Annotated in this window: 19 protein-coding genes, 1 tRNA gene and 1 pseudogene; 7 read left to right on the forward strand and 14 right to left on the reverse strand. The window is 67.9% G+C overall.

The annotated features are described in order from the left end of the window. Nucleotides 1-22 precede the first annotated feature (22 nt). Nucleotides 23-829, reverse strand: a complete 807-nt coding sequence (gene panB / locus ACYQ0R_RS09940) for a 3-methyl-2-oxobutanoate hydroxymethyltransferase (RefSeq protein ID WP_459823103.1) — start codon at nt 827-829, stop codon at nt 23-25. Between the two features lie 208 nt (nt 830-1,037). Here panB and ACYQ0R_RS09945 point away from each other — a divergent pair. Further along, nucleotides 1,038-1,274, forward strand: a pseudogene (locus tag ACYQ0R_RS09945) (DUF5822 domain-containing protein); the annotation flags it as partial. Between the two features lie 23 nt (nt 1,275-1,297). Here the strand turns inward: ACYQ0R_RS09945 and ACYQ0R_RS09950 are convergent. The 4 genes from ACYQ0R_RS09950 to ACYQ0R_RS09965 form a co-directional block, all read right to left on the reverse strand. Further along, nucleotides 1,298-1,849 carry an HAD family hydrolase gene (locus tag ACYQ0R_RS09950; RefSeq protein ID WP_459823106.1) on the reverse strand — a complete coding sequence of 184 codons (552 nt, stop codon included), beginning with the start codon at nt 1,847-1,849 and terminating at the stop codon, nt 1,298-1,300. Continuing rightward, nucleotides 1,846-3,039 carry an acyl-CoA dehydrogenase family protein gene (locus tag ACYQ0R_RS09955; RefSeq protein ID WP_459823109.1) on the reverse strand — a complete coding sequence of 398 codons (1,194 nt, stop codon included), beginning with the start codon at nt 3,037-3,039 and terminating at the stop codon, nt 1,846-1,848. The genes ACYQ0R_RS09950 and ACYQ0R_RS09955 overlap by 4 nt, the downstream gene beginning before the upstream one ends. A gap of 112 nt (nt 3,040-3,151) precedes the next feature. Beyond that, a complete protein-coding gene (locus ACYQ0R_RS09960; protein WP_459823112.1) occupies nt 3,152-4,150 on the reverse strand; it encodes an AIR synthase family protein in 999 nt (332 codons plus the stop codon). A 25-nt stretch (nt 4,151-4,175) separates the two neighbouring features. Further along, entirely contained in the window at nt 4,176-5,459 is a 1,284-nt protein-coding gene (locus ACYQ0R_RS09965; protein WP_459823114.1) for an alanine--tRNA ligase-related protein, read from the reverse strand. 146 nt (nt 5,460-5,605) lie between these two features. Between ACYQ0R_RS09965 and ACYQ0R_RS09970 the strand changes: the two genes are divergently transcribed. After that, nucleotides 5,606-6,598: an NOG1 family protein gene (locus tag ACYQ0R_RS09970; protein WP_459823117.1), complete on the forward strand. Its 993-nt coding sequence runs from the start codon at nt 5,606-5,608 to the stop codon at nt 6,596-6,598. Between the two features lie 81 nt (nt 6,599-6,679). Here ACYQ0R_RS09970 and ACYQ0R_RS09975 read toward each other — a convergent pair whose 3' ends face one another. Next, nucleotides 6,680-8,554 (reverse strand): formate/nitrite transporter family protein, encoded by a 1,875-nt coding sequence (locus ACYQ0R_RS09975; protein ID WP_459823120.1) that lies wholly within the window; start codon nt 8,552-8,554, stop codon nt 6,680-6,682. Nucleotides 8,555-8,590: 36 nt separating this feature from the next. Continuing rightward, nucleotides 8,591-8,725 carry a DUF7128 family protein gene (locus ACYQ0R_RS09980; protein ID WP_459823123.1) on the reverse strand — a complete coding sequence of 45 codons (135 nt, stop codon included), beginning with the start codon at nt 8,723-8,725 and terminating at the stop codon, nt 8,591-8,593. A gap of 134 nt (nt 8,726-8,859) precedes the next feature. Here ACYQ0R_RS09980 and ACYQ0R_RS09985 point away from each other — a divergent pair, with 134 nt between their 5' ends. Beyond that, on the forward strand, nt 8,860-11,142 hold the full coding sequence (locus ACYQ0R_RS09985; RefSeq protein WP_459823126.1) for an AAA family ATPase: 2,283 nt from the start codon (nt 8,860-8,862) through the stop codon (nt 11,140-11,142). A 93-nt stretch (nt 11,143-11,235) separates the two neighbouring features. Further along, nucleotides 11,236-12,189 carry a rhomboid family intramembrane serine protease gene (locus ACYQ0R_RS09990; RefSeq protein WP_459823129.1) on the forward strand — a complete coding sequence of 318 codons (954 nt, stop codon included), beginning with the start codon at nt 11,236-11,238 and terminating at the stop codon, nt 12,187-12,189. Nucleotides 12,190-12,283: 94 nt separating this feature from the next. Here the strand turns inward: ACYQ0R_RS09990 and ACYQ0R_RS09995 are convergent, their stop codons facing one another. The 5 genes from ACYQ0R_RS09995 to ACYQ0R_RS10015 all read right to left on the reverse strand — a co-directional run bounded on the left by ACYQ0R_RS09995 (nt 12,284) and on the right by ACYQ0R_RS10015 (nt 17,054). Beyond that, on the reverse strand, nt 12,284-13,057 hold the full coding sequence (locus tag ACYQ0R_RS09995) for a DUF91 domain-containing protein (RefSeq protein WP_459823132.1): 774 nt from the start codon (nt 13,055-13,057) through the stop codon (nt 12,284-12,286). Between the two features lie 42 nt (nt 13,058-13,099). Then, a complete protein-coding gene (locus ACYQ0R_RS10000; RefSeq protein WP_459823135.1) occupies nt 13,100-15,442 on the reverse strand; it encodes a DEAD/DEAH box helicase in 2,343 nt (780 codons plus the stop codon). A gap of 163 nt (nt 15,443-15,605) precedes the next feature. Next, the gene (locus tag ACYQ0R_RS10005; RefSeq protein ID WP_459823138.1) at nt 15,606-15,956 is read right to left on the reverse strand and encodes a hypothetical protein; all 351 of its coding nucleotides are present in this window, start codon (nt 15,954-15,956) and stop codon (nt 15,606-15,608) included. Between the two features lie 188 nt (nt 15,957-16,144). Beyond that, nucleotides 16,145-16,528 (reverse strand): hypothetical protein, encoded by a 384-nt coding sequence (locus tag ACYQ0R_RS10010; RefSeq protein WP_459823141.1) that lies wholly within the window; start codon nt 16,526-16,528, stop codon nt 16,145-16,147. A 160-nt stretch (nt 16,529-16,688) separates the two neighbouring features. After that, nucleotides 16,689-17,054: a hypothetical protein gene (locus tag ACYQ0R_RS10015; protein WP_459823144.1), complete on the reverse strand. Its 366-nt coding sequence runs from the start codon at nt 17,052-17,054 to the stop codon at nt 16,689-16,691. A 129-nt stretch (nt 17,055-17,183) separates the two neighbouring features. Between ACYQ0R_RS10015 and ACYQ0R_RS10020 the strand changes: the two genes are divergently transcribed. Further along, nucleotides 17,184-18,596: a methyl-accepting chemotaxis protein gene (locus tag ACYQ0R_RS10020; RefSeq protein WP_459823147.1), complete on the forward strand. Its 1,413-nt coding sequence runs from the start codon at nt 17,184-17,186 to the stop codon at nt 18,594-18,596. Nucleotides 18,597-18,839: 243 nt separating this feature from the next. On the opposite strand, the gene ACYQ0R_RS10025 is transcribed toward ACYQ0R_RS10020, so the two are convergent. Then, nucleotides 18,840-18,915 (reverse strand) — tRNA-Ile (locus ACYQ0R_RS10025). A 136-nt stretch (nt 18,916-19,051) separates the two neighbouring features. Between ACYQ0R_RS10025 and ACYQ0R_RS10030 the strand changes: the two genes are divergently transcribed. Further along, nucleotides 19,052-20,167 carry a saccharopine dehydrogenase family protein gene (locus tag ACYQ0R_RS10030; protein ID WP_459823149.1) on the forward strand — a complete coding sequence of 372 codons (1,116 nt, stop codon included), beginning with the start codon at nt 19,052-19,054 and terminating at the stop codon, nt 20,165-20,167. A gap of 24 nt (nt 20,168-20,191) precedes the next feature. On the opposite strand, the gene ACYQ0R_RS10035 is transcribed toward ACYQ0R_RS10030, so the two are convergent. Beyond that, the gene (locus ACYQ0R_RS10035; RefSeq protein WP_459823152.1) at nt 20,192-20,614 is read right to left on the reverse strand and encodes a cupin domain-containing protein; all 423 of its coding nucleotides are present in this window, start codon (nt 20,612-20,614) and stop codon (nt 20,192-20,194) included. Nucleotides 20,615-20,742: 128 nt separating this feature from the next. On the opposite strand from ACYQ0R_RS10035, the gene ACYQ0R_RS10040 reads away from it, so the two are divergent. After that, the gene (locus tag ACYQ0R_RS10040; RefSeq protein ID WP_459823155.1) at nt 20,743-21,918 is read left to right on the forward strand and encodes a M50 family metallopeptidase; all 1,176 of its coding nucleotides are present in this window, start codon (nt 20,743-20,745) and stop codon (nt 21,916-21,918) included. Nucleotides 21,919-21,934: the final 16 nt, after the last annotated feature.

Here is a 21,934-nt window from a genome sequence, read left to right on the forward strand (position 1 = left end):
CACGTCGTCGACGGCGACCCAGCTACTCCACGTCGTCGACGGCGTCTTCAACGTGAGAGTGCTCGTCTGCGGGGAACGACCCCGCTTCGACGGCCGACTTATACTCGGCCACCGCACGCGCCATCTCGCCGCGAACGTCACCGAACTGTGCGGAAAAGGACGGCGACCACTCGCCGAGACCGATCACGTCGGTGATCACGAGCACCTGTCCGTCACAGTCGGGGCCGGCACCGATCCCGATCGTCGGGACATCGAGTTCGTCGGTGATCGTCGCCGCGAGATTTGCGGGGACGTGCTCCAACACGACCGAGAACGCGCCCGCATCCTCATGCTCGCGAGCGAGCTCGAGGATCGTCTCGGCGGCCGCTCGGTCGGTCCCCTGTCTCCCATACCCGCCGAGTCGGTTGACGTGTTGGGGCGTAAGGCCGACGTGTGCCATCACGGGGATGCCGACGTCGACCATCCGTCGAGTCGTCTCGACCGTGTGCGGGCCGCTCTCGATCTTCACCGCGTCCGCACCCGCCTCCTTTATCAGTTCGCCGGCGTTGCGGACCGACTCCGCCTCGTCGACGCCGAACGAGAGAAACGGCATGTCCGCGACGACCAGAGCGTCCTCGACGCCGCGCACGACTGCACCCGTCCGACTCGCAACGTCCTCCATCGTCACCGGGAGCGTCGAGTCGTACCCCATCGTCGCGTTCCCCATGCTGTCGCCGACGAGAACGACGTCGATACCCGCCTCGTCGACGACTTCCGCGGTCGGCGTGTCGTAGGCGGTGAGCATCGTGATCGGCTCCTCGCGGTCCCGGAGCCCCTGGGTCGTGGTCATACGTGGAGTGTGCGCGTCGACGTGAATTAAACCAGGCGAATCATTTCGACGTTGCTGAGCCCAGTCGCCGACCGACGGACGTCGACTCGTGGGTGGAGGCCGACGTTCTTCTCGCGTTGCGTGGAGACGCGGAGTGACGGCGTCTTCGTCGCTCGATCGGCGTCGCCCGACCGGCATCGATTTGACCCTCCGGGTCCGACCTCGACGCGTGCAACCCGTCGAGCGCTCCGAGGTCGAGGGGATCGACTACGGCTGGGTGATGCAGACGACGTTCGTCGTCACCATTCTCGTCGGTGCGCCGGTCGTCGCGCTACTCTCCACGCAGGTGACGCTCGGCACGTGGGGTGCGCGTGCGACGTTTGCGGTGCAGGTCGGTGCGCCGATATGGTTCGTGACCGCCGTCGCCGCCGCCGTCTACGCGAAACGGACGGGCGCGGGCGACGGTAGCCGATCGGCGTGAACCTCGCGCTACTCGCCGACCGCGTCGTCCGTCCACACGAAGCGGACTCCCGCCCGCTCCGCGGCGGTCGCGTCGCTTCTGGAGTCGCCGATGAACACGGCGTGTTCCGGCTCCGCATCGAGCGCGTCGAGCGCCGCGAGCAGCGGATCGGGGTCGGGTTTCATCGTCGGAACGGTGTCGCGTCCGACGACGGCGGAGACGTCGTCGTCGAGCCCGTGGGTTTCTAAGGCGATCCGACACGCCTCCTCGCAGTTGAGCGAGCAGACGCCCGTCCGAGTTGGATCCCCTTCCCCGAGCGCGTCTGCGAGCGGCAGCCGTGTCGAGTCGCGCGCGCCGGACCGCTCGTGGAGCCGGATCGCCTCCTCGACGGGGTCGCCGATGCCGTACTCCTCGGCGGCACCGAGCAGATCCCACAGCCCGTTTCCGGGCGGCTTGATCGCGTTGTCCGTGTAGACGGCGAGGACGTCCTCTGCCACGACGTCCCAGTCGACCGCGAGGTCGACGAGAGTACCGTCCAGGTCGTACACCACGGCGTCGTAGTCGGTCGGGTCGAGCCTCATCGGTCGTCCAGTACGCCCCGAGCGATGATCTTCTTTTGGATCTCGGAGGTGCCCTCGTAGATCTCCGTGATCTTCGCGTCGCGATACAGCCGCTCGACGTCGAACGCCGTCGTGTAGCCGTACCCGCCGTGGATCTGGACCGCCTCGTTCGTCACCGACATCGCCGTCTCAGACGCGGAAAGCTTCGCGCGCGCGGCGGCGACGCGAGCGTCCTCGCCCGCATCCGCCCGCCGACACGCCTCGCGGACGAGCAGCCGCGACGCCTCGATCTCCGTCGACAGCTCCGCGAACGTCCCGCGGATCGCGCCGATCTCGGCTATCGGCTGCCCGAACTGCTTGCGCTCGCCCGCGTACTCGCGAGCCTCGTCGAACGCCGCCCGTGCCAGCCCGACCGCCTGCGCCGCGATCCCGATCCGCCCGCTCGTCAGGATCCGGAACGCAGCCGAGAGCCCGTCGCCCACTTCGGTCAGCCGATTCTCCGCCGGGATCCGGCAGCCGTCGAACGAGATCGAGGTCGTGTCCGACGCGCGGAGCCCGAGCTTCTCCTCTTTCGCTCCAACCTCGAACCCCTCGGCGTCGGCGGGCACGAGGAACTGGGTTATCGCCTCTCGGCCCGCTGCGGCTGGGTCGGCCGGGTCGGCGTCGTCGTCCCCGGCTGCCTTCGCGAACACGACCGCGACGCCGCCGCGCTCGCCGTTCGTGATCCACTGTTTCGTGCCGTCCAGCACGTACTCGTCGCGATCGGAGTCGTACCGCGCGGTCGTCGACATCTCGGCCGGATTCGATCCGGCATGGGGTTCGGAGAGACAGAACATGCCGACCGGTCGCCCCTCGGCCATCTCGGGGAGCCACTGCTCCCGCTGTTGGTCGCTCCCGAACGCCGCGAGACAGGAGGTGACGAGACAGTGAACCGACAGCGCGGTGGCGACCGCGAGCGCGCCGTACGCGAGCTCCTCGTTGACGACCGCGTACGTCGTCCGGTCGGCGTCGAAGCCGCCGTACGCCTCCGGCACCGTGAGCCCCGTGAGCCCGAGCTCCGCGAGCCCGTCCCAGACGTCCTCGGGAAACGACGCCTCGGCGTCCGCCTCTCGGGCCACCGGACGTACCTCCTCGACGGCGAACTCCCGAACGAGCTCGCGTATCGCCCGCTGCTCGTCGGACAGCGCCGACCCGACGCGTACCCCAGTCATACCTCGGCGTTCGATCCCACACGGAAAAAGATGAGTGATCGGCGGGTGTGACTGACGAGCCTGTCGAAGGAGTTGTCCGAAACGTCCGGTAATCCGACCCGACCGCTCCGTCTCACTCCCAGAGCGGATACAGCTCGTCCCGTGGCGGCTCCGTGATCGGGTCGCCGTCGAGCAGGACCGTCCCCGGGGCGAGACTCTCGGAAGCCGGGTTCGCGTCATTTGGCGCGGATGCCGTTCCGATCACCGCGCCGTCGATGCCGGCCTCGTCGAGCGCGGCGAGCGCGTCCGCGACCGCGGCGTCGGGAACCGCCGCGAGCAACGCGCCGGAACCGAACGTTGCAAGCGGATCGACATCCAACGCCGCACAGCACGCAGCCGTCTCCGGTCGAACGGGGACCGACGCACGCGATATCTCGAGGACGAGCTCGCTCGCGCTCGCCATCTCGACGAGTCCGGTGAGCACGCCGCCCTCGGTGGGGTCGTGTAGCGCGGTCGAGATGTCACGAAGCACGCGCGCGTCGCCGATCACGCTCACGTCGTCGAGGAACCCCGCGGCTGCGTCCAGAGTCGTCTCGTCGACGCCGGCGTCGAGACACGCCTCGCGGAAGTCGGTCGCGAGGATCCCGGTCGCCTCGATCCCCGCGCCGCTGGTGAGCAGAATCCGGTCACCGGGGGCGACGCCGCCGCTGGGGAGGAACCGGTCGGTGGTGCCGAACGCGGTCATCGACAGCAGCGGACGCTCCAGTGACGGCACCACCTCCGTGTGGCCGCCGACGACCGTGACGTCGACCGACCGAGCCGTCTCGTCGACCTGCTCGGCGACCGTCCCGAGGCGGTCGGGATCGTCGTCGGGGAGCAGCACGGTGTTCGTTAGCCATCGCGGCTCCGCACCGCTTGCAGCGACATCGTTGCAGGCGACGTGGACCGCGAGGCGGCCGACCGCCTCGGCAGCCAGCGAGAGGGGGTCCGTGCTGACGACGAGCGTCCGGTCTCCGAGGTCGATCGCGGCCGCGTCCTCCCCGTAGGCGGCTCCCTGCAGCACCGCCGGATCGTCGACGCCGGTCGCATCGAGCACCGCAGCCAGCGCCTCCGGGCCGAGTTTGCCGGTCACGGTGACCCGCCCCCGTGTGGAAGCGTCACGACGACCCGCCTCGTCGGCTCCGGAGCCAGTCGACCACGGTTTCGGAGTCGGCGTCAAGTCCGCCGCCCTGCGCGAATCTCGCGCTGCCGCCGCCGCCGCCGCCGAACTCGTCGGTGACCGCGGCGACGACATCGCCCGCGTCGACGACTCCAACGTCGTTCCCGTTCGGATCCTCGCCGTCAGCGTCAGCACCGTCGGAATCGGTCGGTGAGCCGGCCTCCGGATCGGCCGCGACCACGACGAACGGTGCCGGATCGGGGCCGACCGCGGCGACCACGTCGACGTTGCCACCGTCTATCACTGCGGTCGCCGGCTCCTGGAGGTCGTTCGGGTCGGCGTCCTCGACGGTGCCGACGGCCCACGCCGTCCCGTCGCGCTCGACGGTCGGGAACTCCCGGAGTGTGGCTTCGAGGAGGTCGGTACGGGCCTCCCGCAGCGCCGCCTCGAGCCGATCGTTCTCCTCGGCGAGTCGTTCGACGGCATCGACGAGCCCCTCGACGTTGGCGTCGACCGCCGTGGATGCCTCCAGCGCGGCTGCGTGGACCGCGGCGTCGCGGTCGATCGCCGTCGGTCCGACCGCGAACTCGACGCGGGTGACGCCCTCGCCGGGGTTCGAGCGGTCGAGCACCTCGACCGTCCCGATCTCCTTGGTGTTGGACACGTGGGTCCCGCCGCAGGCCGCGACGTCCCAGCCGTCGACCGTGACGACGCGGATCGCCTCGCTGCCGCCCATCGCACCCTCTTCGGTCTTCTCGTTGAACGCGATGTCGTCGATCGAACGGGCGTCGGCCTCCGGCATCGTCTCCCACGACACCGGGCGCGACTCCCACACCGCCCGGTTCGAGAGCCGCTCGAGCTCGATCAGGTCCTCGTCGTCGAGCGGCTCGTCGGTCGTCAGATCCACACGGACCTTCTCCGACGAGATGTCGAACCCGGCGTAGCCGAGCTCGTCAGTGATCCGCCTCGCCGCGCCGTAGAGAACGTGTGAGGCGGTGTGAGCGCGCTCGCAGTACGTCCGGAACGCGTCGTCGACCACGCCCGCAACCGTGTCGCCGACCCCGACATCGGGCTCGTCGGCGAGGACGTGTACCACGTCGCCGTCGCGGTCGACGACGTCCTCGACGACGACGCCGGCGAGCGTCCCGCGGTCGGCTGGCTGTCCGCCGGACTCGGCGTAGAAGTACGTCTCCTCGAGCGTGATCTCACGGCCGTCGAGCGTCTCGATCGTCGATTCGAACTCGCGTACCGCCGGCTCTGCCGGCGCGCGTGACGCGGTCATGGTTTGCAGGAGTCCGCCGTCGAATAAATAGTTGGTCGCCGCGGCATACGACATCGATCCGACGGCCGACCGACGCCCATGCGTCCACGTACCGCCCGGACCGGCGAACGGACGCTCTTATACCCCTCGACGGGTAAGGAAGTGGCATGATATTCGAGGGCCTCCCGACGACGCCCCGCGCCGAGGAGCTCGTCGACAAGGCGTTCTCGCGAGCCGCGCGGGCGGGCCACGCCAAGAGCGGCCACGAGGCCCAGGAGTCGATGCTGCGAACCGCGGGCAACGTGCTCTCAGACAACCTGGAGAACGTCGTCGTCTCGTGGCCGGATTTCGGCTTCGACGTCGACCCGTTCTACTACGAGCTCGCCGACGCGATCGTCGACGTCGACGAGCTTCGACAGGCGCTCTCCCGGGTGATGTGGACCGCACGGCGGATCGAGACGCTCAGGGACGACTACACCTCGCGGCTCCGCAACGCCGACCCCGACACCGCGAAGAAACACCGAAAGCAGGCGTTCGCACGCATGGCGGACCTGATGGACGATATCGAGGAGGACCTGCTCGTCATCGGCGAGGCCCGCGACGCGCTCCGTGACCTCCCCGACATCCGCCCCGACGAGCCCGCGATCGTGGTCGCCGGCTACCCGAACGTCGGCAAGTCCTCGTTCGTCAACCACGTGACCCGGGCGTCCAACGAGATCGCCGAGTACCCGTTCACGACGAAAGGAGTCCAGATCGGCCACTTCGAGCGGGACCGCGTCAGATACCAGATCGTCGACACCCCCGGCCTGCTCGACCGCCCCGCCGACGAGCGCAACGAGATCGAGACGCAGGCGATAAGCGCGCTCGAACATCTCGCGGACGTCGTCCTGTTCGTGCTCGACCCGTCCGGGGACTGCGGCTACCCCCTCGAGTCACAGCTCGAACTCCGCGAGGAGATCCGCGAGCTGTTCGGCGACGACGTTCCGTTCCTCACTGTGGCGAACAAACACGACCGCTTCGAGGCGATCCAAGCGGAGTCGGTCGACGCGACGATGAGCATCACCGAGGACGAGAACGTCGATCACGTGCTCGACATGGCGGTCGAGGCCGCGGCCTTCGAGCCCGACCTGCCGACGCGGGACCCGTCGACCGAACCGTAGGCGCCGGACCGCCGCTTCGCCCGGCGTCGCCGGTTCGTCGGCTCGTCGCCGGTTCGATTCCGTCGCTCCGAGCGGCTCCGCTCACTCCGAGTCGTCGGATTTCTCCGGCTTGTCGGGGGTTGCCGCGTCGGGTTTCGTGTCCTGATCTCGCCGACCGGGACCGAAGAGACGCTGACGGATCGAGCGGTGGCTCGGTCGCTCGGCGAGCAGGACGGAGCAGTCCACCTCGTGGAGGATGTCGAGGTGGAGCGAGTCGGACAGCAGCCGCGAGAGCAGTCCCTTCTCGGTCGCTCCGATGACGATGAGCGTGCTGTCGGTCGCCTCGCGCTCGATCGCGCCCTCGACGTCCCCGCCGGCGTCGACGATCCGGGTCGCGTCGTCGAGTCCGTGGTCCTCGGTCCACTGCGCGAGGAACCGCTCGCCGGCCTCGCGTTTCGACTCGTCTTCCACGATGTGAAGCGCCGTCACTTCGGATCCGAACGTCTCCACGAGCGCGCGTGCGACCTCGGAGCCGAGCGCGGAGTCGGGGCCGCCCGCGGTCGGGAGGAGGACGCGAGAGGTGTCCAGATCGCCCTCGCTCAACACGAGGAAGTCACACGGCAGCTGGTTCGTCAGCTCCTCGATCGGCCGCTGGGCACGGGCCGCGCTCCACAGCTGGTCGTCGCCCCAGCTCATGAGCACCGTCTCTGGACGCGTTCGGCGGGCCATCGAGAACACCTCCTCGAAGGAGAGATGCGAGGCGACCGTCGTGGTCTCGACGTCGACGCCGTACCCCTCGACGGTCTCGCGGAGGTCGACCATCCGCCGATCGGACGCCCTCCCGATCCGGTCGTCGTCGGCCGATTCGATCCGCATCCGGTCGGGTGCCTGGACGACGTGAACGATGTGAACCATCCCGTCGTCGTACGTTCGCGCCAACGCGCTCGCGAGCTCGACGAGGTGGCCGTCGGTGCGTGGGTTCGAGATCGGCACCATCACCCGTTTGGCGTCGCCCGTGATCAGGGCTGCCTCCGCGCTATCGAGGATCGGCACGTACGACCGGCCGGCCACCCGTCCGAGCGCCCACTCGGGGATCGACAGCTGCCGGTTCAGTCCCTCGAACCGGGCCTCCTCGAGGCGGTGCTCGCTCGTCTGGAAGTAGTTGACGACGGTGACGAGCACGACGCCGCCGATCGTGTTGCCCAGAAGCACCGGAAGCACGAACTCGACCATGCCGACGTAGAGACCGAGAGTGCCGGCGAACATCAGATACAGCGCCTCCGTGAACGAGACGACGACGTGATACAGGTTTCCGAGCGGGATCGCGAGGAACGCGAGATACACCACGAGCAGTCGGGTGACGGAGTTGGTGGAGGCGAACCCGACCCAGACGACGCCGGCGACGATCAGGCCGGCGATCGCGGCTTTGAAGAACAGCGGCCACCAGCCGGTTTCGACGCCGGACTGGGCGATGTCGGCGGCCACGGTCGCCGCCTCGGGCGTGAACACGCCGCCGTACGACAACACGACTGCGCCGATCGCGCCGCCGGCGAAGTTCCCCGCGAGCACGATCGTCCAGTGGCGAAGCAGCGTCGGGATGCTCGCAAGCCGTTCGAGCGTCAGCGCCACCGGCGGGAGGGTGTTCTCGGTGTACAGCTGGTAGCCGCCGATGATGATGTAGATGAACCCGAGCGGGTACAACAGCACGCTCAACACCGGATGACCGTCGGTCGAGGCGGTCATCGAGGCGTACAGCAGGAACGTGATCGTGATCGCGAGCCCCGCGGCGAGCCCGCTGAAGAACAGCTCCCGATTCCCGGACGTCACCTCCTCGTCGGCGGCGGCGATGATCCGCTGGAAAACCTCGTCCGAGGAGAACCGGTCGCGAACCGCCTCTCCGACTGCCGGCGCGCCGCTTGCGGCCCGTTCGACGACGTCGGATCTCGTCTCAGCGCTCGGTCGGTTTCTGTCGGTCACTGTCTACGGGACCATCCCGGAAGGTCAAAGCGTTTGTCACTGCAGATAGTCGGGTTCATCCCCCTCACACGACGCTTCGTGCGTCTCGGCCTCCTCCTCGTCGGCGAACAGGAGTCCGCACACCTCGCAGGCGAACCAGGTTGAACCGTCCCGTCGTGTCGACGTGACCATGTGTAATGCTACCACGCGAGCAGTGAAACGGTTGTCGCCTGCCGCGGCGGATCGACGCGTCTCGAAGGGAGTACGACTCGGTCACATCGGAGCGGGCGGGCAAACCTAAAGAGTCGGCAGCGGGAACGAGCGGTATGAACGACGCTTCCGGGGTCCGTCTCACGGTTCGCGCCGCCGAAAAGCGCGACGCGGGACGGGGTATCGCCCGGCTTCCCGAGTCCTCCAGACAGCAACTCGGCCTCCTCAGCGGCGACACCGTCAGGATCGAGGGGGATCGGTCGACGGTCGCGAAGGTGTGGCCCGGCGGGGCAGACGCCCGCGACGGCTCCGTCCTCATCGACGCCGACACCCGCGCCAACGCCGGCGTGAAGGTCGGTGACACCGTCCGAGTGGCTCCGATCGACGTCGCCGACGCCGACGGAGTGACGTTTACCGCCCCGTCGACGCTCGCGGACGTCGACGTGAGCCGCGAGGCCGTCGAGCGCGCGCTCGCACGTGATCTCCGCGACCGACCCGTGACCGAGGGGGAGGCGGTTCACGTCGAGCGGCTCGGCGGGCTTCGGTTCGTTCTCACCGACTCGGAGCCGGTCGGAACGGTGCGGATCACGGCCGGAACCGACGTCACGGTTCGATACGGAGACGACTCGAGGACGGGCTCGACCGGTAAACCGACGGGCTCGACCGGTAAACCGACGGGGGACGCGTCCGGGTCGACGAGATCCGGCGACGACGCGCGACGGCCGGATGCGCCGCCCGCTCCCGGTACGGACGCTCAAGCCAAAGGTACCGGTCGCGCCGGCGACCCGGATCCGCCGGCCGAACGGACTGCTGGCGCGACCTACGAGGATATTGGCGGGTTAGACGAGGAGCTGGAGCTCGTCCGCGAGACGATCGAGCTCCCGCTGTCGGAGCCGGAGGTGTTCACCCGACTCGGCGTCGAGCCGCCGAAAGGCGTGCTGCTGTACGGGCCGCCGGGCACGGGGAAGACGCTGATCGCCAGAGCCGTCGCCAACGAGGTGGACGCGACGTTCATCACCATCGACGGCCCGGAGATCATGTCGAAGTACAAGGGGGAAAGCGAGGAGCGGCTCCGCGACGTGTTCGAGCGCGCGGGCGAGGAGTCGCCGGCGATCGTCTTCTTCGACGAGCTGGACTCGATCGCCGGAAAACGGGACGACGGCGGCGACGTGGAGAACCGGGTCGTCGGGCAGCTCCTCTCGCTGATGGACGGGCTCGACACCCGCGGCGACGTGATCGTGATCGGCGCGACGAACCGCGTCGACAGCCTCGATCCCGCCCTGCGTCGCGGCGGGCGGTTCGACCGCGAGATCGAGATCGGCGTGCCCGGCGAGAGCGGCCGGCGACAGATCCTCGACGTCCACACGCGTCGGATGCCGCTCGCGGACGACGTCGACCTCGACCGGATCGCGAGCCGCACCCACGGGTTCGTCGGCGCGGACATCGAGGGGCTCACACAGGAGGCGGCGATGACCGCGCTCCGACGCGCCCGCGAGAGCGGGGACGCGGAGCTGACCGCCGTGACGGTCACGAAGGCCGATTTCGAGGCGGCACACGCCGCGGTCGAGCCGAGCGCGATGCGCGAGTACGTCGCCGAGAAGCCGACCACGGAGTTCGCCGACGTCGGCGGACTGGAGGGTGCAAAAGAGAAGCTGGAGCGGGCCGTGACGTGGCCGCTGACGTACGGCCCGCTGTTCGACGCGGCGAACGCGGCCCCGCCGACCGGGGTGCTCCTGCACGGACCTCCCGGCACCGGCAAGACGCTGCTCGCGAGAGCGATCGCCGGCGAAAGCGGCGTGAACTTCATACAGGTCGCCGGCCCGGAGCTGCTCGATCGGTACGTCGGCGAGTCGGAGAAGGCGGTCCGAGACCTGTTCGACCGCGCACGTCAGGCCGCACCCGCGATCGTCTTCTTCGATGAGATCGACGCGGTCGCCGCGGACCGCGACGCGGTCGGTGGGGGTGACTCCGGCGTCGGCGAGCGCGTCGTCTCTCAGCTGCTCACCGAACTCGACCGCGCGAGCGACAATCCGAACCTCGTCGTGCTCGCCGCGACGAACCGCCGTCAGGCGCTCGATCCCGCGCTGTTGCGTCCGGGGCGTCTGGAGACGCACGTCGAGGTGCCGGAGCCGGACCGGGACGCTCGCCGGAAGATACTCGACGTCCACACCCGGGAGAAGCCGCTCGCGGACGACGTCGACCTCGACCGAATCGCCGACGAGACCGAGGGGTACTCCGGGGCGGAGATCGCCGCGGTGTGCCGGGAGGCGGCGCTGCTCGCGATCGAGCGGATAGCCGACGAACACGGGGACGCCGCGAACGACCACGCCGACGAACTCGGAGTCACCGACGACGACTTCACCGCGGCGCTGACGACGGTTTCTGCGTCACAGCTGTGAGTGCCGGGATCGACACTGATTCGGTCTCGCTGTCGGCGTCGATAGCGCGGTCGGCGTCGATAGCGCCTTTGGTCGTCGCCGCCAACTGAGCGCATGGCCGCCGAGCGCGAACCGGACGGGGACGACGATGTGCACGGAGCCGACGAGGCGACCGCCTCGCCGTCCGTCCGTCGGCTGTTCGGCGAGCTTCTGGCAGCAGTCAGGTCGCGACCCACGGCCGAGCTCGTCGCCGTCGCGGTCCCGATCCCGGCACTGCTCGTCGGGCTCGCGTTCGTTCCCGGGAGCGAGGCGTGGCGGCTCTCGCTGGCGGCCGACGGCGTGCTCGAGAGCCGGTGGACGCTGTGGACCGCGTTCGCGTCCAGTTTCGTCCACACGAGTCCGACCCATCTCCTCGACAACGTCGTCAACTACTGGCTGCTCGTCGCCGTCGCGTACCCGCTCTCCGTGATCGCCGGCTGGCGGCGGCGGTTTCTGTACGCGGTGCTCGTCTTCCTCGCCGTCGTTCCGATCGCGTCCGCGTGGGTGACGCTCGCGATACTCGGCGAGTTGACGAACGCGCCCGCAGCCGGCTTCTCCGACGTGAACAGCGCGCTGTTAGGCTACCTCGTCGTCATCTGGTTCGTCGCGCTCGCGAGCGAACGCCGGGAGGGGACCGACGCTGAACCGACGGAGAGCGTCACGGCCGTTCCGACCGGCGTCGACCCGCGATGGTCGATCGTCGTCGTGTTCGCCTCGCTGGCGGTCGTGTTCCTCGCGCCGAGCGGCGTCAGCTACTTTCCTCCCGTGCCGGCCGCCGGCAGCCTGTTTGCGGTCACCGCCGCCGTCGTCGCGGTCGGACTGTATCGAGCTGCGGGTCACCCCCGCGTCGCCGGGTTGAACCTGGTTCCTGCCCGAGAGCTGCTGTACGTCACCGGGGCGAGCGTCGTCGTCGCCGGCGTGATCGGGTCGCTCGTCATCGTTCCGTTCGGGAGTAACGTGTACGCGCACCTCGTCGGCTACGCGTTCGGGTCGCTCGTGGCGCTTCTCGGCGTGGTCGCGGACGGCTGAGAGCCGGTTTGTGTGATTCGAACGCGGTCGATCGGAGTGGACCCGGACACGGTCAACCTCGACCGATCCGGACATGTTCGCTTTGTTCGTCCGCTCAGCCCGTCCGGTCCGCGAGTTCGGAGTCGGAGCCGACCCCGTCGTGCGGACACGTCCCGTCCAGACAGCGCCGTCCGGTGGCCGTCTCGAATATCGGAAGCCCGCAGCCGCAGTCGTCGACGACCACGCCGTTCGGGATCGAGCACGTCGTGCCGCACGGCTCGTCGTGTTCGCAGGCGAGATACACCCGGCCGGGTGCGGATCGAACGGTCAGGTCACCGTCGCAGTCGGGGCAGTCCCACACCCGGTCGAACCGGTCCGCGACGGCCGCCTCGAGCGGGTCACACGCCGGGTCGAGACAGAGATGGAACGGCTCGCCGCGCTCGACGCGAAGCTTCGGGAGCCCACACTCCTCGCAGGTCGCGTCGGTGACGCTCGCGCCTGCGGGAAGCCCCCACCGGGTCGCGCAGTCGAGGCAGACGACATCGCCGCCGGAGCGGACGAGCTGGCCGCCGTCGTCCGGACAGGTGCCGACCGGGATCCCGGCTTCGGTGACCGGCAACGCGCGGCTGGCGGTCGCCTCCTCGGTTACGACGCGGAGCCGGCGTGCGCCCTCACGAGCCGTGACGCTGAACCCGTCGGCGTCGCCCTCGACGACGACCGAGTCCGCCCGGGTGAGCCACGCGACCGGCTGGTAGCCGTCGGCGTCGTGGACGAGCGTGGTGTTGTCGGGTTTGATGAGGACGATCACGCGGCCGCGGTACGTGCGGGTTCGGTCGCCGCGCTCGGTCACCTGACAGTCGCCGGCGAGGACGCGAAGGCGCTCGGGCATGTCGCGGACTGGCCGCGGTTTTCGGTTTAAACGTTGGCGAAGTCACTCGACCCGCACGGTTCGGGTCGCTCGGACGGGATACAGCGGTAGGTCGGGGAACGTCGCCTCGACGACGAACTCCAGCTCGTCGGCCTCGGGTGTGCCGAACACGCCCACTGGGACGGTCGTCTCGCCGTCGAGATACGTGGTCGTCGCGCTCATCTCGACGTCGTTGACCGTCACCCGGATCCCGGTTCGCGCGCCGCCGGCGACGTTCGCCACCCCGACCTCACACAGCTCGTTGTCGCCCACCGCGACCGTCTCCGGGAACGCGCCCCAGTCGACCTCGATCCGGGGGAGCTCAGCCGCGGCCGACACGACGCGCTCGGCGACGGAGTCACTCATCCCGGCGTTCGCGAGCGCCTCCGCTCCCGCGTCGACGACGGACGCGGGCGAGGTGACTCCGGCGTCCGCGAGTCGTTCCGCTCGCGTCGCACCGACGCCGTCGATCGCGGTGAGCGCGACCGCCTCGCGGCCCACGCCGTGTTCGACGCGCGCCTCGACGCGGCGGGCGAGGTTCGCCGCTCGCGGGCCGGCGAACCGGTCGAGGAACTCACACAGCGCGGCGACCAGCCGGAGCGCGTTCTGCCGGATCACCCATGCGTCGGAGCGGAGATCGGAGGGGATCGAGTCGTTCATTCCGGCCCGCAGGATCGCGAACACCTTGCGATGGCCGTTCTCCAGGTCGGTGTCGTGGCCGTCGAGGATCCGGTCTATCGCGTCCGCCTCGGCGGAGCGCGCCGAAACGGAGCCGAACTCCCCGGCACCCGCCACGGCCTCGAGGATCGCGTCGACGGTGAGACTGTCGCGGTCGGCGAGCAGGCGGAACCGCCGGGCAGTGTCGAGCCGGAGGTAGTACGTCGAGGCGAGGCGTCCCAGCGCCGTGGGTTCGATCGAGAGGTCCTCGTCGGTCGCGACGAACCCGTCGTCGACGAGCCCGTCGAGTGCGCCTCGAACCCGGTCACGGACGTGCTCGAACTCGTACTCGTCCGGCTTCGAGCGTGCGCGGACGTAGTAGAACGTCGTCTCCAACCAGTCCATTACGTCCTCCAGCCCGCGGATCGTCCCCATCGCGATCTCGGCGTTGAGATGCGACTCCAGATCCGTGGCGAGCCGCGACTCGATCTCCTTGCCGTCCCGGAGCAGCGACCGATATCGGCCGGCGTCCGACCGGTCACACACCACCCAGCCGTAGCCGACGTCGTCGTAGCCGGGGCGTCCCGCACGCCCGAGCATCTGGAGGACGTCCAGCGGCGAGATGTCCGTCTCCCCTTCCAGCGGATCGTGGTACTTCGTGTCGCGGATCACGACGCAACGGGCGGGGAGGTTCACGCCCCACGCGAGCGTCGACGTCGAAAACAGCAGCTTGATCCGTCCCTGTTTGAACCACTCCTCGACGCGGTCGCGGTCGCTTTTTGCCAGCCCGGCGTGATGGAATCCGACGCCGTCGGTGACGGACTGGCGGAGCGTGTCGTTCGTGAGCTCGGTCGCTTCGGTGTGAAAGTCGTAGTCACCCCGAGAGTCGATCGGGATGTCCCGCTCGGCGATCTCGTCGCGCGCCTTCTTTGCGGCCTGCACGGTGTCCTGTCTGGAGGAGACGAACACGAGCGCCTGCCCGTCCTCGCGAACGTGCGGCTCGGCAAGGTCGAGCGCGCGGTAGAGCCGGCGGTACTTGTCGGCGAACGCGTTCGAGCCGTGGCTGTACGTTTTCACGCCGGTCTCCAGATCGACCGGGCGGTACTCGTCACCGAACTCGTACGTCGTCTCCGGCGGTGCGTCGAGCCACTCGGCGACGTCGTCGACGTTGGGCATCGTCGCGGAGAGCGCGACGACGCGGGGATCCTGCAGTCGGCGGAGCCGCGAGACCGTCACCTCGAGGACGCCGCCGCGCTTCTCCGAGTCGAGCAGATGGACCTCGTCGATGACGACGCAGTCGACGTCGGTGATGAACGAGTAGCGTGCCGAGTCGTGTTTGCGGGTGGCGCTGTCGGCTTTCTCCGGCGTCGTCACGAGCACGTCCGCGCGTTCGGCGCGGCGCGGGTTGAGATCACGCTCGCCGGAGACGACGTACACGGAGTAGCCCAGCTCCTCGAACCGCTCCCACTCGCGCTCCTTCTCGTTCGTGAGCGCCCGCAGAGGGGCGATAAAGAGCGCGGTGCCTCCCTCCGAGAGCGTCTTGCAGATGGCGAGTTCGGCGAGGGCGGTCTTCCCCGACGCCGTCGGCGCGCTCGCGACGACGTTGTCGTCGGACTCGAGAATGCCGGGCAGCGCAGCGCGCTGCATCCGGTTGAACTCCTCGAAGCCGAACGCGTCCGCGAACTCCGGGATCGCCTCCGCCACCTTCACGCCGCATCACGCCGGGTGGCGGCTTCTCGTCGAGGGGAGCTGGCTCGCATTACTCGGGGAGGGGGGCTTCGCGGGGAAAGGCGTTTCTCATGCGGCACGCCGCGCGGGCGGCGACGAGGACGTTCGACGAGCGCATCCGGCCGACGGCTTCGTTCGAAGCGTTTCAGGTTTCGACGAACGTCGCGTCCGCAGAGGTCCGTCCCGTATTGAACGAGAGCACTCGCGCGCGGATCACGTCCCCCTCACCGATCGCGTCCGGAATCCCCTCGGTGAACACGACGAACCCCTCCACTTTTCCGACCGCGACCTCCGAGCCGGAGTGATGGTCAGTGAGTTCGATCACGCCGAGCTCGTACGTCTCGCCGATATTAACCGGCGGATCGCGGTTCTGTGCCGCCTCATGTGCGCGCTTCGACTCGCGGGCGTCCGCGGAGGATCCGCGCACACGCCGCACGACGGCGACTAGCGCGACGAAAACCGCGACCACACCGACCGCGACGTAGGCGAGCTCCATGCGCCGTGGTCGTCTGGAGCCGTGTTAAGCGATCGGCTCCGGCTCGGCGTCGACCCAGCAGGTGCGAATGCTCAACGCGGTGGACCGCTTGGAATGCTCGGACGCCGGGCGGTGATCGTCCAACAGCTTCTCGCGTGTCGAGGAGGTGTTCCGAGCGGTGGATGTGTCCAGGTGGCGGACGTGTTCGGTCAAACGACCACGTCCGTTGGTCGGCGAGCCCACGCCAATCCGATGTCGTCGTCGTTGAACGACTCCACGACGACGCCGACGACGTCGACCGTCCGTTCGAGATACCGTCGTTTCGGCCCCTCCGCAACGACGGCCCAGCGAGTAATGCCGCGCGCTACACCGAGGCGTGCAGCAGTGCGAAGCGTATGTCGGGCGGCGTCCAAACAGAACCGCGAGGTCGACACGACGATCACGGCGACGGCAATATCGTTTTCCATCGTAACAGCACGCCAGCGATCGAGCAGCGCCTCTCCGTCTGCGGGGCTCAGGACGGTGCCGTGTGGAAACTCCACGACGAGCACCTCCCCCTCAAGACGAATCGTCCACTGCCGATCCCGGTTCATGACACATCAATGTCATCGGATGCGTATGAAACTCCCACTCCAAAATATTAGTTCTGATAACGGTATCGGAGCGCAAAACCGTAGCCGACAAAAGGATAGCGACACGCGACGCTCGAAAGGCGTCCGGCAGCCGCGTGACACGAAACCGGTGGCTATCAGTTCAGACGTCCGAGGCCCAGTCAAAAGCCTTGTCGACGTCACTGAACGACCGTACGTCTACCGCATTGCTGTCGACGTTCGCTCCGATCGCTCTGGAGGTGATACCCGGCGCGACGAGCGCGAGCCGCTCGATATTGACGCCGTCTGCCGCATCACCCCACACCTCTGCGAGATGGTCTTTCGTCTCATCGTCGACCAGAATATCGTCTCCGAACTCGGTGACTGCCCCCGTGATCCCGGGGGTCTGAGCGCGATCGATCCATTCCGACTCGAACTCATCGGTTTTGTCCGGGTCGCCGTCCCAGTCGGTGATGTCCTGAATCAGTACGCCCTCTTTCTCTTCGTGGCTGAAATCCGGCCCTGCCATGCAACCACCTCCAGTGGAGGAGAAAATAAGCGTTCCTTCCAAAGTATCACATCTAAGAACTGGGAGTAGGTATCATATACAATAACTGGCAACGAATGCTTATCAACTCCGAACGGATGCGGTTAGCCAATGAGCACGGACGCGAACGCGGCGATCCGGCCGGACCGGACGTATCTCCGGGATCGTATCGAAGGATCGCATCCGGACGAGGAGAAGGACTCGGTCGAACTCCGTCGGGAGCGCGACGGGTGGCGACGGCTGTTTTATCAGCTTCTCGAGGGTCTTCCGGAGCCGGCGTTCATTCAAGCACCCGACGACGGAATCGTCGAAGCAAACCGAGCAGCCGAAGACGTCTACGACATCCCGGCTGACGAAATCGCCGGTACAGAACCCGAAGCGGTGTTCGAGGCGGAGTCGACGACGTCAGCGGAAACCACATCGAATGGTAATTTTCCGACAACCACCGCGATCGAGACTGGCGACTCGGTGCAAGAAGACCGCCTTCGAAGTACGTCGACCGCATCCGGTGAGGTTACGCACCGCTCAGCCGCGCTCCCGCTTTCGACACCGGACGGAGAGCGACTCGGAGCGGTCGGCGTCACGCCGGTCGTCACCGATCTCGTCGACTCGCAGGAACAGGTCGAAAAGATACGAAACCGCGTGACCGACGAACTTCCGTTCCTGATCGATCGTCTCGAGGAGGATTTCGACGAGATCATCGACCACCTTACCTCGACCGCCGAGACGACCGAAGAGCAGCGCGACCGCATGGAGAACGTCAGCTCGGAGATCGCCGATCTGAGCGCGAGCATCCAGGAGGTCGCCGCAACCGCGGAAGAGGTCGCATCCGAGAGCCAACGAACCCGCGATCTCGCCGCGGAAAGCCGTGCGGAGGCGGATGACGTCGTCGACATCATGGACGACGTCCAAGCTGCCGGAGACGAGATGGTCGAGGAAGTCCAACAGTTGGATGCCACGCTCGAGGAGATCGATGCCGTCGTGGAAGCGATCGACGAGATCGCCGACCAGACGAACATTCTCGCGCTGAACGCCTCGATCGAGGCTGCTCGGGCGGGAGAGGCGGGCTCAGGATTTGCCGTCGTCGCCGAGGAAGTGAAGTCACTCGCAGAACAGGCGAGCGACCAAGCGACGGAGATCGAGTCGATGATCGACGACGTCCAAGAGACGTCCGCGGACACGATCGACACGATAGCCACGACCTACGACGGACTCGAGGAGGGAATAAACCGGATCGAGGTGGTCATGGAGAGTCTCGAAACGATCGCCGACGCCGCTGAAGAGAGCGCACAGGGGATCACGGAGGTCTCGCGAGCAACCGACGACCAGGCAGCTTCGACGGAAGAGGTTGCTGCGGTCGTCGACGACCTCGCGGCGACCAGCAAATCCCTCACCGCCGAAACCAGCACCGTCGCGGACGCGAGCCAGTACCAGCGCGAGCTCATCGAGGATATCATCGAGGAAATCGAGGCCGTTGAAACACTGGGTGAGGAGACGGATCGTACGACGACTGCTTCCGAATAAACACCATATCCACCCTCGTGAGCGAGGTACGCCCGAGATCGATCACGACGCGCGCAGCACCGCACGGCTGGTTCGGGGATATGAGCGTGGAACACACACCATGACAAGCGGTCTACGATCCCCTCACCTCGCCCAGTTGGGGCGGCGTTGACGAACCCGTCCCACTCGACTACCGAAACGCGGGCGGGGTGCGGCCGCGGGAGCTGTCTCCGTGGCGGCTCCCGGAACGCTTGCGGCGAGAAGTGGGCCTTGCCGGATTTGAACCGACGATCACTCCGTTATGAGCGGAGGGCTTTAAGCCAGACTAAGCTAAAGGCCCCTCAGTACCCAGTATACGGCTCGGACTCTTTACCTTACCGGACTCGTCCGGTCGGCGGGTTTCGCCGTGGCGGGGCCGCGAACTCGACTCCGGTCGCGCCGGGAGCCTCAAGTGGCGTCGCTTCCATCGACCGTCCGTGCGCTCCAGCTCGGACGACACCCTTCTCGTGTACGGCGCGTACGGCTACACCGGCGAGCTCGTTTCTCGGGCGGCCATCGAGCGCGGGCTGGACCCGATCCTCGCGGGTCGAGACGGCGACCGACTCCGAGCACTCGGGCGGGAGCTCCGCTGCTCGGTCCGGGAGTTCGATCTGTCGATTCCGGCCGTCACCGCCGATAGCGTCCGCGACGTCGACGCCGTACTCAACTGCGCCGGACCGTTCGCGGCGACCGCCGAGCCGCTCGCCGACGCCTGCATCGAAACCGGCACTGACTACCTCGATGTCACCGGTGAGTGGCAGGTGTTCGAGGCGCTCGCGGCTCTCGACGCCGACGCGACGGCCGCAGGCGTCACGCTGCTTCCCGGGGTCGGCTTCGACGTCGTCCCCACCGACTGTCTCGCGGCCGAGCTCGCGACCCGGCTCCCTGACGCGACCGAACTCGCACTCGGCTTCGACGCGGACGGTGCAGTGTCCCGCGGCACCGCTCGGACGGCGATCCGTGGCCTCGGTGACGGGACCGTCGTCCGCGAGAACGGCGAGCTCCGTCGACTCCCGACCGGATCGCGGCGGCGGCGAATCGACTTCGGTCGCGGCGGTCGGGAGGCGCTCGCCGTCCCGTGGGGTGACATCGTCACCGCGACCCACACCACCGGGATCGAGACCGTAACCGTGTACGCCGCGCTCCATCCGCGACTCCTCAGCCTGCTCCGACTGGCTCGCCCGCTCGGGCCACTCGTTGGCAGCCGCCCGGTTCGGTGGCTCCTCGATCGACTCGTTGCCTCCCGCGTCGAGGGACCGACTGCGGACGAACGGGCGGAAAACGAGGTGTACGTCTGGGGCGAGGCGCGCGCGTCGGGTGGACGAGACGTAGATGACCGCTCCGACGACACCCGACCTGCCGGCGACGACGGGAGCGTCGTGACCGGGCGGCTCCGGACGCCGGATCCGTACGACCTCACCGTCGGGGCGTCGCTTGCGGCCGCCGAACGGGTGCTTGTAGGGGACGCCCCGTCCGGCTTCACGACGCCCGCGGGTGCGTTCGGTCCGTCGTTCGTCGACGTCGTCGACGGGGTCGAGTGGCTCGATCGGTAGCCGGGTTCGGCCGGAGGACCGATGCTACTCGCTTCCGTCGACGGCATCCACGAGTTCGATCTCGTCGTCGCCGTTGGGAACCGCACAGATGAACGCCGCGGGTTCGTCGCCGTCGTTGTGGTACCAGTGTTCGACGCCCGCCGGGATCAACAGCGCGTCGCCGGCGGAAACGACGTGTTCGCTCTCCTGGATCCCGACGATGTACTCGCCCGCGAGGACGTACTGTTCGTGTTCGACCGCGTTCGTGTGTCTGGGCACCGACGCGCCCGCATCGAGTTCGAACCGCCGGATCGCGAAGGTCGGCGCGCCGTCGGACTCGTCGAGGAGCACGCCCTTCCGGAGGCCATCGGCGGCATCGACGGGCTCGTACTCGATCTCCTCGCCACGCTTGATCACCGGCTCCGCTCCGGTCTCGGCCGCCTCGCTCGCGTTCGTCGCGTCGCTCATGCCCGAACGGTTGCGCCGAATCCTTATAAGCGGTCGGCGACGCGGAGACGTGGTGCCGCTCGTCCGGCGCGTCCGGGGGTTCCGCCGGGGCCCGGACGTTTAAACGGCGGCACGACCAATCGGAAGGCATGCGTGGCATTCGGATCGGGAGCGCCTTCGGGATCCCGATCAGACTCAACTGGACGTTTCTGATAGTGCTGCCGCTGTTTGCGTTTCTCATCGGTGCCGAGGTCGTCACCATCGCGGAGCTGATGAACGAGACGATGGGCGTCGCGATCGACACCGAGGCGATTGGCGCCGGATCCATGCCGTGGATACTCGGGTTTGCGGCCGCGATCGGACTGTTCGGCGGGGTGTTACTCCACGAGTTCGGCCACTCACTCGTCGCGTTACGCTACGGCTACGAGATCGACTCGATCACGCTGTGGCTGCTCGGCGGACTCGCCAGCTTCGCCGAGTTCCCGGAGAACTGGAAACACGAGTTCTGGATCGCCATCGCCGGCCCGATCGTCAGCGTCGCGGTCGGCGTCGCCTGTTACGCGGTGTTCCTGCTTGCGCCGGCGGACGCGAGCGCGGTGCTTTTCGTGTTCGGGTATCTCGCGATCCTCAACGTCGTGCTCGCGGCGTTCAACATGCTGCCCGCGTTCCCGATGGATGGCGGACGGGTGCTCCGTGCGCTGATGGCGCGCAACCAGCCGCACGCGCAGGCGACGCAGCGTGCGGCGGCAATCGGGAAGGTGTTCGCGTTCATGATGGCGATCGTCGGGCTGTTCGGCAACTGGATCCTCATCCTCCTCGCCTTCTTTATTTACATCGCCGCCTCCGGCGAGGCCCAACAGACCACCCTGAAAGCCGCCTTCGAGAACGTGACGGTCGACGACGTGATGACTCCGCGAGAGGAGCTTCACACGGTCACCGAGGAGACGAGCGTCGCGGAGCTGATGGAACGGATGTTCCGCGAGCGGCACACGGGATATCCCGTGCTGTACGGGGACGAGCTCGTCGGGATGGTGACGCTGGAGGACGCGCGGTCGGTGCGGGACGTCGAACGCGACGCGTACCGAGTTGACGACGTGATGGAGACTGACATTGCCTCGGTGACGCCGGAGGCGGACGCGATGACCGCGCTGCAGACGATGCAGCGGAACGGCGTGGGACGGCTCCCGGTGATCGACGACCGCGGCGAGCTCGTCGGCCTCATCTCGCGGTCGGATCTGATGACCGCGTTCGACATCATCCAGACCAGCGGGACCCCGAACGCGCTCCGAAATCGCGGCGTCGTGGAGGACGACCGGATGCTGTGACGGGCGGACGAGACGC

Source organism: Halorubrum luteum, from assembly GCF_054652935.1.